16 protein-coding genes are annotated in these 14,095 nt (G+C 62.4%); 6 read left to right on the top strand and 10 right to left on the bottom strand.

Annotation, left to right across the window (positions count from 1 at the left end):
• Positions 1-94: 94 nt before the first annotated feature.
• Positions 95-472 carry a GtrA family protein gene (locus tag G9X68_RS07985; protein WP_171601926.1) on the bottom strand — a complete coding sequence of 126 codons (378 nt, stop codon included), beginning with the start codon at positions 470-472 and terminating at the stop codon, positions 95-97.
• Positions 469-1,479, bottom strand: coding sequence for a glycosyltransferase (locus G9X68_RS07980; protein ID WP_171601925.1), 1,011 nt, complete (start codon positions 1,477-1,479; stop codon positions 469-471). The genes G9X68_RS07985 and G9X68_RS07980 overlap by 4 nt, the downstream gene beginning before the upstream one ends.
• Positions 1,480-1,640: 161 nt before the next feature.
• Here G9X68_RS07980 and G9X68_RS07975 point away from each other — a divergent pair, with 161 nt between their 5' ends.
• Positions 1,641-3,488, top strand: a complete 1,848-nt coding sequence (locus G9X68_RS07975; RefSeq protein ID WP_171601924.1) for a hypothetical protein — start codon at positions 1,641-1,643, stop codon at positions 3,486-3,488.
• A gap of 119 nt (positions 3,489-3,607) precedes the next feature.
• On the opposite strand, the gene G9X68_RS07970 is transcribed toward G9X68_RS07975, so the two are convergent.
• Positions 3,608-3,853, bottom strand: a complete 246-nt coding sequence (locus G9X68_RS07970) for a hypothetical protein (RefSeq protein WP_003544643.1) — start codon at positions 3,851-3,853, stop codon at positions 3,608-3,610.
• A gap of 340 nt (positions 3,854-4,193) precedes the next feature.
• On the opposite strand from G9X68_RS07970, the gene xseA reads away from it, so the two are divergent.
• Together xseA and G9X68_RS07960 are read left to right on the top strand one after the other, a co-directional pair.
• On the top strand, positions 4,194-5,774 hold the full coding sequence (gene xseA, locus G9X68_RS07965; protein ID WP_171601923.1) for an exodeoxyribonuclease VII large subunit: 1,581 nt from the start codon (positions 4,194-4,196) through the stop codon (positions 5,772-5,774).
• A gap of 2 nt (positions 5,775-5,776) precedes the next feature.
• On the top strand, positions 5,777-6,370 hold the full coding sequence (locus G9X68_RS07960) for an NAD(P)H-dependent oxidoreductase (protein ID WP_171601922.1): 594 nt from the start codon (positions 5,777-5,779) through the stop codon (positions 6,368-6,370).
• Between the two features lie 3 nt (positions 6,371-6,373).
• Here the strand turns inward: G9X68_RS07960 and G9X68_RS07955 are convergent, their stop codons facing one another.
• Positions 6,374-6,874 (bottom strand): MarR family winged helix-turn-helix transcriptional regulator, encoded by a 501-nt coding sequence (locus tag G9X68_RS07955; protein WP_011650088.1) that lies wholly within the window; start codon positions 6,872-6,874, stop codon positions 6,374-6,376.
• A gap of 81 nt (positions 6,875-6,955) precedes the next feature.
• On the opposite strand from G9X68_RS07955, the gene G9X68_RS07950 reads away from it, so the two are divergent.
• Complete coding sequence (locus G9X68_RS07950; protein ID WP_171601921.1) at positions 6,956-7,867, top strand: EamA family transporter; 912 nt, start codon at positions 6,956-6,958, stop codon at positions 7,865-7,867.
• Here G9X68_RS07950 and G9X68_RS07945 read toward each other — a convergent pair.
• Positions 7,815-9,068 carry an aminopeptidase gene (locus G9X68_RS07945; RefSeq protein WP_171601920.1) on the bottom strand — a complete coding sequence of 418 codons (1,254 nt, stop codon included), beginning with the start codon at positions 9,066-9,068 and terminating at the stop codon, positions 7,815-7,817. The genes G9X68_RS07950 and G9X68_RS07945 overlap by 53 nt on opposite strands.
• Before the next feature lie 124 nt (positions 9,069-9,192).
• Positions 9,193-9,876: a glutathione S-transferase family protein gene (locus G9X68_RS07940; RefSeq protein ID WP_171601919.1), complete on the bottom strand. Its 684-nt coding sequence runs from the start codon at positions 9,874-9,876 to the stop codon at positions 9,193-9,195.
• An 82-nt stretch (positions 9,877-9,958) separates the two neighbouring features.
• Here G9X68_RS07940 and G9X68_RS07935 point away from each other — a divergent pair, with 82 nt between their 5' ends.
• Positions 9,959-10,402 (top strand): MarR family winged helix-turn-helix transcriptional regulator, encoded by a 444-nt coding sequence (locus G9X68_RS07935; RefSeq protein ID WP_171601918.1) that lies wholly within the window; start codon positions 9,959-9,961, stop codon positions 10,400-10,402.
• Positions 10,403-10,465: 63 nt separating this feature from the next.
• On the opposite strand, the gene ybaK is transcribed toward G9X68_RS07935, so the two are convergent.
• The 4 genes from ybaK to G9X68_RS07915 all read right to left on the bottom strand — a co-directional run bounded on the left by ybaK (position 10,466) and on the right by G9X68_RS07915 (position 13,202).
• Positions 10,466-10,939 (bottom strand): Cys-tRNA(Pro) deacylase, encoded by a 474-nt coding sequence (ybaK, locus tag G9X68_RS07930; protein ID WP_171601917.1) that lies wholly within the window; start codon positions 10,937-10,939, stop codon positions 10,466-10,468.
• 32 nt (positions 10,940-10,971) lie between these two features.
• Positions 10,972-11,322, bottom strand: coding sequence for an ArsC family reductase (locus tag G9X68_RS07925; protein ID WP_171601916.1), 351 nt, complete (start codon positions 11,320-11,322; stop codon positions 10,972-10,974).
• 118 nt (positions 11,323-11,440) lie between these two features.
• The gene (locus tag G9X68_RS07920) at positions 11,441-12,502 is read right to left on the bottom strand and encodes a M14 family metallopeptidase (RefSeq protein ID WP_171601915.1); all 1,062 of its coding nucleotides are present in this window, start codon (positions 12,500-12,502) and stop codon (positions 11,441-11,443) included.
• Between the two features lie 100 nt (positions 12,503-12,602).
• Complete coding sequence (locus G9X68_RS07915) at positions 12,603-13,202, bottom strand: 2'-5' RNA ligase family protein (protein ID WP_171601914.1); 600 nt, start codon at positions 13,200-13,202, stop codon at positions 12,603-12,605.
• A 273-nt stretch (positions 13,203-13,475) separates the two neighbouring features.
• Between G9X68_RS07915 and G9X68_RS07910 the strand changes: the two genes are divergently transcribed.
• Positions 13,476-14,039 (top strand): methylated-DNA--[protein]-cysteine S-methyltransferase, encoded by a 564-nt coding sequence (locus tag G9X68_RS07910; protein WP_171601913.1) that lies wholly within the window; start codon positions 13,476-13,478, stop codon positions 14,037-14,039.
• Positions 14,040-14,095 lie beyond the last annotated feature (56 nt).

The raw sequence follows: 14,095 nt of genomic DNA, 5'->3' as shown, positions 1-14,095 counted from the left end.
CCGAAAATCGGAATCGATTTTCGGAAAGGATTATGCACCACTTCAGGGGGTTAGAGCGTCCTTAGCGCGTCCTATTGGACGCGCGGTGCTCTAACTATTCCGCGCGGAAGACGAAGCGCGAATAGCCGAAGAAGCTGAAGATCATTGAGGCGATGCTGGCGATCACCATGGCTGCCAGCGGCTGAAGCGCCGGCAGCGACAGCAGAAGCGCGGAATAGAGGCCGTAATTGACGAGCGCTGCCGTCACCCCGACCGAGCCGTAGCGGAAGCCTTCGGCGGCAAGCGAACGGCCGGAGCGATCGAAGGTGAAGCGCCGGTTGAAAGCCCAGGTCGCGGCCATCGCGAAGGCGATCGCCACGAGCCGCGCCAGAAACGGCCCGAGCGGCGTGAGATGGAGCAGCGCCGACAGGATTCCGGCATCGACGAGGAAGCCGATGCCGCCGGCGATGGCGAAGCGGACGAGCTTCCTCATGCCGCATCCGCCTTGCCGGGACGCGCGCGCGACGAGACCGGCCCTGCGTCGCCGAGCGGCGCCTTCAACGCGCTCGGCCTTTCCAGGCCCATATAATGGATACGAAGCTGTTCGGCGCGGGCACGCGCAACCGAATCCAGGATGACCCCGGCGGTGAACAGCATGAAGGAAATCATCATCAGCGCCGTCGACAGCACCCAGGTCGGCATGCGGCTGACGAGACCCGTTTCGAAATATTCCGCCAGCACCGGCGCCATGAAGCCGAGGCTCGCCAGCATGAAGGTGGCGCTGATCACGCTGAAAAAGGCGAAGGGCCGGGTTTCCTTCATCAGCATCGCGAACATCCAGAGGATCTTGGCGCCGTCGCGGAATGTCGAAAGCTTGGAATGCGAGCCTTCCGGCCGGCGGCCATAATCGAGCTCCAGCTCGCTGACCGGCAGCTTCAGCCGGGAGGCATGCACGGACATCTCGGTTTCGATCTCGAAGCCGGCTGATACTGCCGGGAAACTCTTGACGAAGCGGCGCGAAAACGCGCGGTAGCCGGAAAAGATATCGGTGAAGTCGGGGCCGAAGATCATCCGGTAAAGCAGGTTGAAAAGCCGGTTGCCGAGCGCATGGCCCTGACGGCCGGCATCGGCGTGCACACCGCGCCTGGTGCCGACCACCATGTCGGCGCGCTCGGTCAGAAGCGTGCGGACCAGTTCCTCGGCATCCTCCGGCGCATAGGTGCCGTCGCCGTCGGCGATGATGTAGATGTCGGCGTCGATATCGGCGAACATGCGGCGCACGACATGGCCCTTGCCCTGGCGCCGCTCGCGCACGACATGCGCGCCGGCAAGCATCGCCTGCAGCGCGGTGCCGTCGGTGGAATTATTGTCGTAGACGTGGATCGCAGCATCCGGCAGCGTCGCCCGGAAACCCTGCACGACAGCGCCGATTGTAGCGGCTTCATTATAGCAGGGGAGCAGGACGGCAATATTCAGATTATCGGTACGCGATCGGGCCATGACTCTACTCGTTACACTTGAAAGCCGCGCTCAGCCTAAATCATGCGCCGTTAATAAGACCCTATGACGCAGGCAAAAATAGGCAGCTGCCACAAACGGCTTTACACTTTCTTGATCGGCGGCGGCTAAAGTTCGGGTATCGAAACGAACCGCTAACCACGATGAACGCTGTGCAGCCGATCCCCCATGCATCCTCCGCGATCGACGCTCCCAGGGGCGGGCTGCGCGACCTGCTGACGCGTCTCTGGCCAACCGTCATCGCCTATAGCGTCATCCTTGCTGCCGCCATCCTCATCACCAAGCTTTCCGTCGCCACCGATTACGTCGGCCCCGACAATGATGACGGAATGCGTCTCGTCGAGGTTCGCGATTTCCTGGCCGGGCAGGGCTGGTTCGATCTGATGCAATACCGTCTCGGCCTCGACGGCGGCACGCTGATGCATTGGTCGCGGCTGATCGATCTGCCGATCGCCTCGCTGATCTGGTTCGTTGGCCTGTTTGCGCCCCGCGAGACGGCCGAAGCGCTTGCGCTCGCCGTCTGGCCGGTATCGCTCATCCTGCCCGCCATGCTCGCCATGGCGGTTGCTGGCCGGCGCATCGGCGGGGTTGCCGCCATGCATATCAGTCTCGGCTTGACAGGTTTTGCGATCTACGCCGGAAACCGTTTCGCGCCGGGCGCCATTGATCATCACAATGCGCAGCTGGCGCTGGTCGCGACGATGATCGCGATGCTGCTGGATCCAGAGCGTCGCGCCTGGAGCTATGCGGTCGCCGGCATCGCGGCAGCCGTTGCCATCGCCATCGGCGCCGAGACGACGCCCTTCGTCGCTACCGTCTGCGTGATCGTCGCCCTGCTGTGGGCATGGGAGGGCGAAGATTTCGCCGTCGCCGCCAAGGCCTTCGGGCTGGCGCTGGCGACTGCGATCAGCATCCTGTTCTTCGCAACCGTGCCGCCCCGGCTTTATTCGACGGTTACCTGCGACAATCTCTCGCTCGGCTATTACAGCCTGGCGGCGATCGGCGGCGGGTTACTGTTGTTTTCGGCGGTCTTTGCCAGCCGCTTGCGCCGGCCCTTGCGCTTTGCCGCACTCGCCGTCGTCGGCGCCGTCGTTCTCGGTTCGGCGATTGTGATTGCACCGCAATGCCTGAGCGATCCGCTGGCCGGTCTCGACCCGATGCTCGTCGAGCTCTGGCTGAGAAATGTTTCGGAAGCGCAGTCGATTTTCGCTCTCGGACGCACCGACCCCTTCTCGATTGGTGCCTTCTATGCGGCCGGCCTGTTCGGCATCGCCGTCTGCATCTTCCGCGTCGTTCAGCGTGACCGCGTGCAAATCCACCTGGTCCTGCTCTTCCTGCTGATGACCAGCTGGGCAATCGCGCTGGTCCAGGTGCGCGGTTCCACCTTCTCGAACTTGATCTCCATCCTGCCGCTTGCCCTGTTGATTATAGATGTCCGCCGCATCTCCAACGGCGACAGCGAGAATGTCGCAGCCGCCTTCGTCTATATCGTCACCGTGCTCGCCAGTGCTCCGGCCGCTTGGGCCGTCGGCGGCGGATTTGTCTCGCTGCAGATGGAGAATGCTGCGCAGAAGAAGGCGGCAGAGCCGGCAAAGAAGATTTCCTGCACATCGCAAGCGGCGTTGGCGCCGCTCACCGGGCTACCGGCCGGATTGGTCTCGGCGCCGTCGGAAATGGGCGTGCCCATCCTCCGCTTCACCGCCAACCGGGTTCTCTCCGCGCCTTATCATCGCAATCAGGGCGGCATGCTGACGGAGCTGCATATCGGCATGGCGGAGCCGCAGGAGGCGGAAGCGTTCCTGAAGGGGACCGGCGTGACGGTGCTTGCCTTCTGCCGCGGCGACCTGCAGACTCGCGAGATCACCAAACTGAAGCCGGATGGGCTCTATGCTGAGCTCGGCAAGGGCAATATCCCGCCCTATCTGGAACCGCTTCCGAAGGCGGTGGACGTGGGCGTTCAGTTCTTTCGCTATCGGCCGGCGACGAATTGACGCCGGCAATCTTCAGGATGGGATAAAGCATGTCGCGATAACGACATGCGTAAAAACCAAACAAGCGCGGGAGCCAATCTGAAAAATCGCGACGCGCTTATCAGTGTGAAAACGCGCTGTCAGTGCGAAACGCGCATGGCGCGGCGAAGGCGCTGATTGGCATAGAGCCCGAGCACGAAGAGCATGAGGCCGCCATTATAGCCGAGCACGGCATAGACGAATGCGAGAATAGACACCGGCCCGGGCGAGGTTATCGCCGCCAACGCGAATGTCATTCCGATCAGCGCGGCGACCAGCGCGATCACGCCAGCCGAACGCGTCTGCCCGGCGCTGACGCCCAATGCTGCTGCTGTGAGAATAATCATTTCAGCACCTTCCCAGAGAGAACGAGGGGAAGCATAGGAAGCGCCAACTAACAAAGATTTACCGACGGTCCTCGCCAAAAAGCCTTTGTATTGCGGTGGTTAGCAATCCCTTTCGGGTAAAACGCATATTCTAACTATCCGTTCCGCAGCAAAACAAATTTACACGATTTTGTTGTTTGTCCACCTGGATACAACGAGTGCATGTGCAGGATGCGTTGAGACGAGCGCTCTTGATGCAATGGCGACGAACCCCTCCCACAACGATTTCAACGGCCGGGAAAACAGGTTCCTGCACCAAGGCCGAGCTTCCTGTTTATCGCTGATCGACATACAAAGAGGGATGAGCAACGTCTTCGACGGCGATTCGCCGACCAACCTTGCCGAATATTCGGTTTCGGAACTTTCCGGCTCGATCAAACGCACCGTTGAAACCGCCTTCGACCAGGTTCGTGTGCGCGGCGAGATTTCCGGCTATCGTGGGCCGCACTCCTCGGGCCATGCCTATTTCGCGCTGAAGGACGACCGCGCCCGCATCGACGCCGTCATCTGGAAGGGCACCTTCTCGCGGCTGAAGTTCCGCCCGGAAGAGGGCATGGAAGTCATCGCCACCGGCAAGGTCACCACCTTTCCGGGCTCCTCGAAATATCAGATCGTCATCGAGACGCTGGAGCCGGCCGGCGCCGGAGCGCTGATGGCGCTGATCGAAGAGCGCAAGCGCAAGCTCGGTGCCGAGGGCCTGTTCGATGCCGCCCGCAAGAAGCGGTTGCCCTTCATGCCCGGCGTGATCGGCGTCGTCACCTCGCCGACCGGCGCCGTGATCCGCGATATCCTTCACCGCATCTCCGATCGTTTTCCCGTGCATGTCCTCGTCTGGCCGGTGAAGGTCCAGGGCGAGGGCTCCGGCGATGAGGTGGCGAACGCCATCCGCGGCTTCAACGCGCTGGAACCTTCAGGCGCCATCCCGCGCCCGGATGTGCTGATCGTCGCGCGCGGCGGCGGTAGTCTGGAAGACCTCTGGAGCTTCAACGACGAAATCGTCGTACGTGCCGCGGCTGAAAGCCGGATACCGCTGATCTCGGCCGTCGGCCATGAGACAGACTGGACGCTGATCGACTATGCCGCCGATGTCCGCGCGCCGACGCCGACCGGGGCAGCGGAAATGGCGGTGCCGGTCAAGGCCGAGCTTGAGGCGCAGGCCGCCGCTCTTGCCGCGCGGCTGCAGGGCTGCATGAACCGGCAGATGGATCAGCGCCGCCAGTCGGTGCGTGCTCTGATGCGGGCATTGCCCTCGCTCGATCAGCTTCTCGCCTTGCCGCGCCGCCGTTTCGACGAGGCGGCAACCGGCCTCGGCCGCGGGCTGGAGCTCAACACCATCAACAAGCGCCGCGGCTTCGAGCGTGTCGCCGCGCATCTGCGTCCTGATGTACTGTCCAATCGCATCGCCGAGCGCCGCCAGACGCTGAACGAGCGCATGGCCCGGGCCGAGCGCATGGTCGAGCGGCTGATCGACCGCTCGAAATCGCGCGTCGATCGCGCCGAAACCATCCTCGCCTCACTGCCGGCTCGGCTGAAGAGCCAGACCGACCGCGGTCGCGAACGCCTTGGCAATCTTTCGCGCCATGCCGATACGGCGGTCCGCCACCAGCTGACCCGTGCGCGCGCCGAGCTTTCCGCGCAGGACCGCGTGCTGCAGTCGCTCTCCTATAAGAATGTGCTGAAGCGCGGCTACGCCGTCATTCGCGATGAGGATAACAGGCCGGTCTCGCAAGCTGCTCAGCTCTCCGCCGGCATGGGCATCGCCATCGAATTCGCCGACGGCCGTGTCGGCGCCATGACCACGGAAGGCGGTACACCGCCGGCCGGTGCCAAGAAGCGCAGCACAAGACCCGCAGATCCGCCGAAGCAGGGAAGCCTGTTCTGACGATGCGGATCCTGCTGGTGCTTGCCCATCCGTTGGAGGACAGTTTCGCCGCCTCGGTGGCGCGCACGGCCCGCGAAGCACTGGAAGCCTCCGGCCATGTCGTCGATCTACTCGATCTCTATGCCGAAAATTTCGATCCGCGCCTTTCGAAGGCTGAGCGCGGCAGCTATTTCGACATTCCCTACGATACCTCAGCCGTTGCCGATATCGTTGCCCGCCTGAAGGCTGCCGACGGCCTGATCTTCGTCTTTCCGCAGTGGTGGTTCAATTTTCCCGCCGTCCTGAAGGGTTTCTTCGACCGTGTTTTCGCCCCCGGCGTTGCCTTCAGCCATGATGCCGCCGGCGGCCGTATCGTGCCGCAGCTGACCCATATCAGGCTGCTCTATGCGCTGACGACGACAGGCTCGCCCTGGTGGCTGGTGCGTCTCTATATGGGTGATCCGGTACGCCGGCTCTTGAAGCGCGGCATCGCCGCCTTCTGCTCGAAGGGATTGAATTTCCGCATGCTCAGCCTGCACGACATGGACCGGGCCTCGGATGCAAAGCGCAGGGCGCATCTCGATCGTGTGCGCAAGCTGCTATCGGCAATTCGATAGCCGCTATTCAAAGTCCGCAAGAAACTTGCGCAGCAGCCTGTCGAGTTCCGCCTTGTCGGCCGCGCTCAGATTTTTCGACAGCCGGTGCTGATTGACGACATGCGCATCGACGGCGGTCTCCACCGTCGCAAGCCCTTTTTCCGTCAGCGCGATGAGCACGCTCCTGCGATCCTCCGGATTGAGGATACGTTCGACGTAGCCCGCCTTCTCCAGCTGGTCGATGCGGTTCGTCATCGTGCCGGAGCTGACCATGGTCATCTCCAGAAGCTCCCCCGGCGAAAGCCGGTGGGGGGCGCCGGCGCGGCGCAGCGTCGCCAGCACGTCAAAGGCGGAGGACGAAAGCCCCTGCTTCATGAGCACGGCCTCCACTTCGCGGCCGAGATGGGTACTCAGGCGTTTCAGACGGCCGAGGATGCCCATCGGTTCGACGTCGAGATCGGGCCGCTCCCGTCGCCATTGCGCTAGGATCTTGTCGACATGGTCCATCTTGCCGTCTTCGCTCATGCTCCATCGATACCATTCATTATCTTGACGTCAAGATAAGAAGGTGTAGGATGAATTTATCTTGAAATAGAGATTCTTGATATGAAGACAGATTCACGCTATGTCGCCGATCTTATGGCAACCGCGCTCGCACCCGCAATCTGGGGAAGCACCTATATCGTCACCACCGCTTTCCTGCCGGCCGGATATCCGCTGACGGTTGCGATGCTGCGTGCATTGCCGGCCGGCCTGCTGCTTCTCTTCCTGGTCAGAAAGCTGCCTTTCGGCATCTGGTGGGGAAGGGCTTTCGTTCTCGGCGCGCTGAATTTCTCGTTCTTTTGGGCGATGCTCTTCGTCTCGGCCTACAGGCTGCCGGGCGGCGTCGCCGCAACGGTCGGCGCCGTGCAGCCGCTGATCGTCATCGCTTTGTCGCGGCTCTTTCTCGCCAACCCGATCCGGCTGCTTGCCGTGCTGGCCGGTCTCGTCGGCATGGCCGGCGTCGGACTGCTGGTGCTGACACCGAAGGCGGGGCTCGATCCGATAGGTGTCGCTGCTGGTCTCGCCGGCGCGGTCTCGATGGCCTTCGGCACGGTGCTGACGCGCCGCTGGGCGCCGCCGGTCTCAAACCTCACCTTCACCGCCTGGCAATTGACGGCGGGCGGCATGCTGCTGGTGCCGTTCGCCTTTATCATGGAACCGGCGCCGCCGAAGCCGACCGCCGCAAACATTGCCGGCATAGCCTATCTCGGGCTGATCGGCGCAGCCTTCACCTATCTGCTCTGGTTCCGCGGCCTGTCGCGCATCGAGCCCTCGGCGGTTGCCTCGCTTGGCTTCCTTAGTCCGCTGGTCGCGACCCTGCTTGGCTGGCTGGCGCTCGGCCAGAGCCTGACGCCGGTGCAGATCGGCGGTTTCGCTATGGTGCTTGCCAGCGTCTGGCTCAGTCAGCGCACGATGATGCCGCTCAGGCCCATTCGCCCTGCCGCATCACCGGAACCCGTGAACCATCCGGCTTGATGCCGTCAATATCGACCTTGTCGGAGCCGATCATCCAGTCGATATGGATCAGGCTGGAATTGCCGCCCTGTGCCTTGATCTGCTCCTGGCTGAGCGTCGCGCCATCGAGGAAACATTTGGAATAGCACTGGCCGAGCGCGATGTGGCACGAGGCGTTTTCGTCGAACAGCGTGTTGTAGAACAGGATGCCGCTCGCCGAGATCGGCGAGGAATGCGGCACCAGCGCCACTTCGCCGAGCCGGCGCGCGCCCTCATCGGTATCGAGCACCTTGTTCAAGACCTCTTCCCCGCGCGAGGCCTTGGCCTCGACGATGCGCCCGCCCTCGAAACGCACCTGGATATTGTCGATCAGCGTGCCCTGGTGCGAGAGCGGCTTGGTGCTCGACACATGGCCTTCGACGCGCAGCGCATGCGGCGTGGTGAAGACTTCCTCGGTCGGGATGTTCGGATTGCAGGTGATGCCGTTCTTGGCGGTGGAAGCGCCGCCATGCCATTCATGCCCGTCGGCAAGGCCGATCGTCAGGTCGGTGCCCGGTCCCCGGAAATGCAGCGAGGCGAAGCGTTCTCCGTTCAGCCAGGCGGAGCGCTTGCCAAGGTTGGCATTGTGCTCGGCCCAAGCGGCGACCGGATCGCTGACATCGACGCGCGAGGCGGCAAAGATCGCCTTGGCGAGCTTGGCGATCGCGATCGGTTCCGGATCGTCGGGGAAGACCACCTTGGCCCAGGACGGGTTCGGATAGGAGACGATGTTCCAGTTGATGTCGAAATTCGAGATCTTTTCCAGCGCCGGCTTGTAGGCGGTGGAGTTGGCGCGATTGGCGCGGCCGACCTTGCCGGCATCCTGCTCGGACAGCAGCATCGGATTGTCGCCGGCGACCGCGAGACGGGCCGCCCCATTGGCATAGGCCTTGGCCATGCCCTCGTAGAGCCAGCCGGAGGCGCGGTCGAAGCTCTCGTCGCTGCCATACTGATAGCGCGCCAGCGTCGTCTCCTCGTCGGAATAGAAGGCGGAGACCAGCCCGGCGCCGGCCTGATAGGCGTGCTTGGTGATCAGGCGGACGAGCGGCAGCGCCACGACAGGCGCAGTGATCACCAGATCCTGACCTTTCTGCAGTTGCAGCCCGACCTTGATGGCGACTTCCGCAAGCTTTTCCAGCTTGACGGGATCAATGGTGTTCTGGCTCTGGGGCATGAAAGTCATGGTTCAACCTGCCTTCTGTCATCGACGGTGGGAGGCTGGAAGACTTAGACCCGTTTGCGGCGAAAATGAAGCGTGTTGCTGCCGAATTGCAAGCGGCCGGATATGTCCGGCCGCCGGGCGCGCTTCAGGTGGCGGCAGGCAGCCTGAGCAGGATCGAGTTATGCTTGTCGAGGAATTCCATCAGCCGCTGCGGGTAGTCCCCGCCAACGGCGGCCTTGACGCTCGCCCGCTCGGAGAGCGCCTTGCGCCAGCGCTTTACACGCTCAAGCCCTTCGAAGATGTCGCCGTCGCCGAGCGTCTCGAAGAGATCGAAATACCGAAAGACCGGCGCGAAGACGGCGTCGACCAGGCTGAAGTCGTTGCCGGCGAAATAGGGGCCGTCCGTCAACACCTTCTCGACAGTCGCGAATTTGGAGATGAGCGCCGTGCGCTTGGCCTCCAACTGCGTGGCATCCTCAGCCGTCTCGTAACCCCAGAGATCGGAAAGCACGGAGGAACCGAATTCCATCCAGCCGCGATGGCGGGCACGCGTCAGCGCGTCTTTCGGATGCAGCGCCACACCCGGCTGCGTCTCCTCCAGATATTCGCAGATGACGCTGCTTTCGAACAGCACGGCCTGACTGCCGTCCTCCTCCTCGATCCGCAGCAGTGGCACCTTGCCGAGCGGCGAGATCTGCAGGAACCAGTCTGGCTTGTTGGCAAGATCGATGTTGATGCGCTCGAAAGGCACGCCCTTTTCGAGCAGCGCGATCGCGGCGCGCTGCACATAGGGGCAGAGATGATGGCTGACGAGGGTAAGCTTGCTCATGAGGGCCTCCTTGGCAATGATGATAGATGTAACTGCATCTAATGTCGCTTGCGGCGGATTCAAGATAGATGTAATTGCATTTATGTCCGAAAAAATGTCGAATCCAAGCGAAGCGGTCACCTCTGCCTGGACGAGCATCATGCGCGCCCGCGAGCGGCTGCTCGCTGCCATCGAAGCCGACCTGAAGGCGGCCGGCATGCCGCCGCTTGCCTGGTATGACGTGCTTTGGGAATTGGCGCGCTCGCAAGACGGCATGCTGCGCCCCTACGAGATCGAAGAGCGGACATTGCTGGCCCAGTATAATCTTTCCCGCCTGCTCGACCGGCTGGAAAGAGAGGGGCTGGTGCGGCGCGAGGTCTTCGCTGAGGATGGACGCGGTCGCTGGGTGGTGCTGTCAGATGCCGGCCGAAAGCTTCGCGAGCGCATGTGGATCGTCTATGCCAGATCGATCGAGACCCATATCGGCTGCAGGCTTGCCGAAAACGAGGCGAAGACGATCGCCGGCCTGCTCGAACGCTTCCTCTAGATTCAATAGTAAGAGCATGATGTCGTCCGAAAACCGCTTACACTTTTCGGCATCATGCTCCGATCAGGCAATCAGCGGCGCGGCGACAGCTTTCAGCGCCTTCAACGCATGCTTCGGATCGAGCCGCACCTGCAGCCCGCGCTGCCCGCCATTGATATAGACCAGCGGTTCGCCAAGCGCGGCCTCCTCGATCGCCGTCGGCACGGTCTTCTTCTGGCCGAACGGGCTGATGCCGCCGACATGGTAGCCCGTCAGCCGCTCGGCATCGGCAGGCTTCATCATATGGGCCGATTTACCGTGAAAGGCGCTGGCAAGCTTCTTCATGCTGACTTCGCGGTCCGACGGCACGACGACGCAGACCGGTTCGCCGTCCACCTCCGCCATCAGCGTCTTCAGCACCCTATGCGGCGCCTCGCCGAGTGCTTCGGCCGCCTGCAGCCCGACGCGCTCGGCATTGGGGTCGTAGTCATAGGAGTGAACGGTGAAGGCGACGCCCGCCTGCGAAAGAACCTGTGTCGCGCGCGTGGTCTTGGACATTTCTTTCCCTCGTGAGTTCACCCGGCCGCCTGTCAGCTTCTGAATGTTCCGGCGTAAATCTCCGGCTTGAAGCCGACCAGCAATTTCCCCTCCGCCTCCAGCACCGGCCGCTTGATCATCGACGGCTGCTCGAGCATCAGCTGGATTGCCTTCTCCCGGGTCAGATTCTCGCGGTCGGCATCGGGCAGTTTGCGGAAGGTGGTGCCGGCGCGGTTGAGGACGGTATCGAGGCCGGCCTGGTCGACCCAGGCTTCGAGATGGGCGCGGTCGATACCGAGCGCCTTGTAATCATGAAACTCATAGGCGACGCTGTGTTCTTCCAGCCAGCTGCGGGCCTTCTTCATCGTGTCGCAATTCTTGATGCCATAGATGGTGACGGCCATGCCCGATCGATCTCCCTGTGATGGCAGCGAGATAACATGCACGAAGGCCGGCGCAAACGCTGTGCGACGTTTTATCCCCGAGCGCGTCGATAATCGCAGCAGGACAAACCGGCCCCGCTCAATTCTCCAGCGTGCCGGCTTTGCGGGAAGCCTTGCTGGGTTCGTCGCAGGCGATCTTCATCAGGTCGCCGCGCCGCCGCACCAGCCGGTCGGAGGTCCGGGTCAGGATCAGCCCGTCCTGTGGCGCGGTGAGCTCGATGCTGCCGCCCGGCTGCCCCGGCCGGGTGACGATCGTTACCAGAAGGTCACCTTCCGCAATCCTCTCGCCAATATCGCGATGGAAAAGCACGGCGCCGCCTTGTGGCGTGCGGATGATCTCGACATTGTCGAGCGGCACGGCCGGACCGGAAAATGCCGTTGCCGCCGGTTTTTCGTCGCCAACGATCCCGCGTGCCGCTAGGAAGCGCCAGAGCCCGTCCGCATCCGATTTCGCCAGTACCGGATCGACGTCGCGCTTGCCGCGCAGCTCGACGGTGACGGAGAGTTTGCCGGGCAGCCGGGGGCGGCGTTCGCCTGGAACTTCATATTTCCAGGCAAAACCGACGGCCTCCTCGAAGGCCGAGCTTTCGCCATCCGAAAGCAGCACGGCCTCCATCTCGAGTGCAGCGGCAAGATCGGCCGCCTCCGGCCAGAAGGCCTCGTCGATATAGGCATATTGCAGGGATTCGTCGTCGCAATGCAGGTCGAGCACGAGATCGGCCCCAAGCGCCATATGCAGCAGCTGCCGCTTTAATCTGTCGGTAGCCGGGTAATCATCGAGATCCTCGATCAGCGTCGCGCGATCGACAATGGAGATCAGCGGAAAATCCCGGTTGAAATTGGTGCGTGAACCCAAGTCGAAACGACCCTGCAGCTCGCCGAAATGCGATTGAGCCGCACCGATCGGATTGGCCTGCGGCACGATGGTGATGTTGCCGGCAATCGCGCCTTGGCTTTCCGCCTGCCGCAGCCTTTCGCAGAGGAAATGCAGCAGCACCGTTCCCGGCAGCTCGCCGGCATGCAGTGCCGCTTGGATATAGGTCTTCGGCGCCTTCGGATCGCGGCCTTTAAAGCGCAGCACCGGCAACCGCCACTCCGTTCCCGGCGTATCTCCAGGGATGATGATCTCTGAAACGTCCATGCTGATTTCGCTCCCCGTTTGCACCGATGCCGGAACAGGCTTCGAAGCTTTATGCGCGGAAATCAGGCAAGCGCAAGCCGAGATCCGCGGACGCGTTGCCTCAGCTGAGTAGCGGCCAGCGATCGATGATGCGATGTTCGGTTTTTCCGAGAACACTGTGGATGAGCAGGAATTCGGACGCCGTCCATGAAACCGGTGTGTCGAGCCTCGTCGGCGGCACGGCCTTGCGGTCGTAGAGCAGTGTCATGTGCGGCTTGAAATTGCGGCCGATATTGTGCGGAAATCCGGCATTGTGCATGCTGACGCCGAGTTGGACGCGCAGTCGGGTGAGCGGTTTCCGTCCGCCTTCGCCGCAAAGCACAAGCGCTCGGGCCTGCGGGAATCGCATGACCCGATCGAAGCTCATTGCGATCGGGGCACTCTCGACTGTGGCGCCGGCCTGTAGCGCTGCGAAGACCACATCCTCCGGCAGCCTCGCATAGTCGCCGACCCAGATGATCGTTACATGCAATGTCGTCAGCCGCGGCTCGCCGAAAAGGGAGAAGGCTCGACAATAGTCATGGGCGATCGACGCCGCCTGCTGCTCGATGGCGTCAGGAGGATAGAGGGCGAAGAAAAGTCGATGTTCAGCATCGTGATTCTTGCCCGGCCGTCCGCGCCCTTTTTTGTCGTCTCCGAAGTCGAGGAGCATCTGGTTCATAGAATTTCAGGCGTCATGCCCCACCTCGTCGTCTCCAAAAAGCAAAGCAGGCTATTGCCGAAAGAACGGAAAATCAAGAACAAAAAGAGAACATAATCCCCCAATATGCTGGCCGTCGAACTAATCAGATCCATCACCTCCGGGGTCCGGATGGAGTGTATGTTTCCTGGGGACCGCGATCTTTCCCGAAAGCCCGGCGCGCGCAAGAAACGGGTTGAAACAGCGGCCGTCCCATACGATTTTGGTGGTAATCGAAAACGCGGAGGCTGTGTCATGGGCCAGACCATAGACCACTATCTCATCTTCGAAACCGCGGGCGGTTTCTGCGGCATCGCCTGGAGCGATGCCGGCATCACCCGCTTCCAACTACCGACCAAATCAGCGGAAGCGACCGAACGGCTGCTGCTGCGCCGCCTGCCGGACGCCGAAGCCGGCGCGCCGACGCTTGCTGTGCTGGAAACGGTCGCGGCCGTGAAGCGCTACTTCCAGGGCGAGGAGACGGATTTTTCCGGCGTCGAAGTCGATCTTGCCGGCCAGGATGCCTTCTTCCGGGATATTTATGCGGCGGCAAGGCGTATCGGCTGGGGCCGCACCACCACTTACGGCGCGCTGGCCAAGGAGCTTGGCGTCGGGCCGGAAGCCGCTCGCGACGTCGGCCAGGCGATGGCGAAGAACCCGGTCGCATTGATCATTCCCTGCCACCGGGTGCTTGCGGCCGGCGGCAAGATCGGCGGTTTCTCCGCTCCCGGCGGTTCGTCATCGAAGGCCCGCATGCTGGAGCTCGAGGGAGTCAACCTCGCACCGCCGCCGCCTGCCCAGCAGTCGCTGGGTTTTTAGGCGGCGGAGGCTTTTCGTTTCCGCAATTCCCGACGCAAAAACGCTCTACACTTTTG

The organism is Rhizobium changzhiense, assembly GCF_013087625.1.
Classification (GTDB): domain Bacteria; phylum Pseudomonadota; class Alphaproteobacteria; order Rhizobiales; family Rhizobiaceae; genus Rhizobium; species Rhizobium sophorae.
Note: the sequence above shows the minus strand (reverse complement) of the source record. Positions and strands in the feature narration are given on the sequence as shown.

What these genes read in the sequence shown, in the direction of transcription:
- G9X68_RS07985 (WP_171601926.1), bottom strand. Translation starts at nt 472, where the DNA reads ATGAGGAAGCTCGTCCGCTTCGCCATCGCCGGCGGCATCGGCTTCCTC.
- G9X68_RS07980 (WP_171601925.1), bottom strand. Translation starts at nt 1,479, where the DNA reads ATGGCCCGATCGCGTACCGATAATCTGAATATTGCCGTCCTGCTCCCC.
- G9X68_RS07975 (WP_171601924.1), top strand. Translation starts at nt 1,641, where the DNA reads ATGAACGCTGTGCAGCCGATCCCCCATGCATCCTCCGCGATCGACGCT.
- G9X68_RS07970 (WP_003544643.1), bottom strand. Translation starts at nt 3,853, where the DNA reads ATGATTATTCTCACAGCAGCAGCATTGGGCGTCAGCGCCGGGCAGACG.
- xseA (WP_171601923.1), top strand. Translation starts at nt 4,194, where the DNA reads ATGAGCAACGTCTTCGACGGCGATTCGCCGACCAACCTTGCCGAATAT.
- G9X68_RS07960 (WP_171601922.1), top strand. Translation starts at nt 5,777, where the DNA reads ATGCGGATCCTGCTGGTGCTTGCCCATCCGTTGGAGGACAGTTTCGCC.
- G9X68_RS07955 (WP_011650088.1), bottom strand. Translation starts at nt 6,874, where the DNA reads ATGAGCGAAGACGGCAAGATGGACCATGTCGACAAGATCCTAGCGCAA.
- G9X68_RS07950 (WP_171601921.1), top strand. Translation starts at nt 6,956, where the DNA reads ATGAAGACAGATTCACGCTATGTCGCCGATCTTATGGCAACCGCGCTC.
- G9X68_RS07945 (WP_171601920.1), bottom strand. Translation starts at nt 9,068, where the DNA reads ATGACTTTCATGCCCCAGAGCCAGAACACCATTGATCCCGTCAAGCTG.
- G9X68_RS07940 (WP_171601919.1), bottom strand. Translation starts at nt 9,876, where the DNA reads ATGAGCAAGCTTACCCTCGTCAGCCATCATCTCTGCCCCTATGTGCAG.
- G9X68_RS07935 (WP_171601918.1), top strand. Translation starts at nt 9,959, where the DNA reads ATGTCCGAAAAAATGTCGAATCCAAGCGAAGCGGTCACCTCTGCCTGG.
- ybaK (WP_171601917.1), bottom strand. Translation starts at nt 10,939, where the DNA reads ATGTCCAAGACCACGCGCGCGACACAGGTTCTTTCGCAGGCGGGCGTC.
- G9X68_RS07925 (WP_171601916.1), bottom strand. Translation starts at nt 11,322, where the DNA reads ATGGCCGTCACCATCTATGGCATCAAGAATTGCGACACGATGAAGAAG.
- G9X68_RS07920 (WP_171601915.1), bottom strand. Translation starts at nt 12,502, where the DNA reads ATGGACGTTTCAGAGATCATCATCCCTGGAGATACGCCGGGAACGGAG.
- G9X68_RS07915 (WP_171601914.1), bottom strand. Translation starts at nt 13,202, where the DNA reads ATGAACCAGATGCTCCTCGACTTCGGAGACGACAAAAAAGGGCGCGGA.
- G9X68_RS07910 (WP_171601913.1), top strand. Translation starts at nt 13,476, where the DNA reads ATGGGCCAGACCATAGACCACTATCTCATCTTCGAAACCGCGGGCGGT.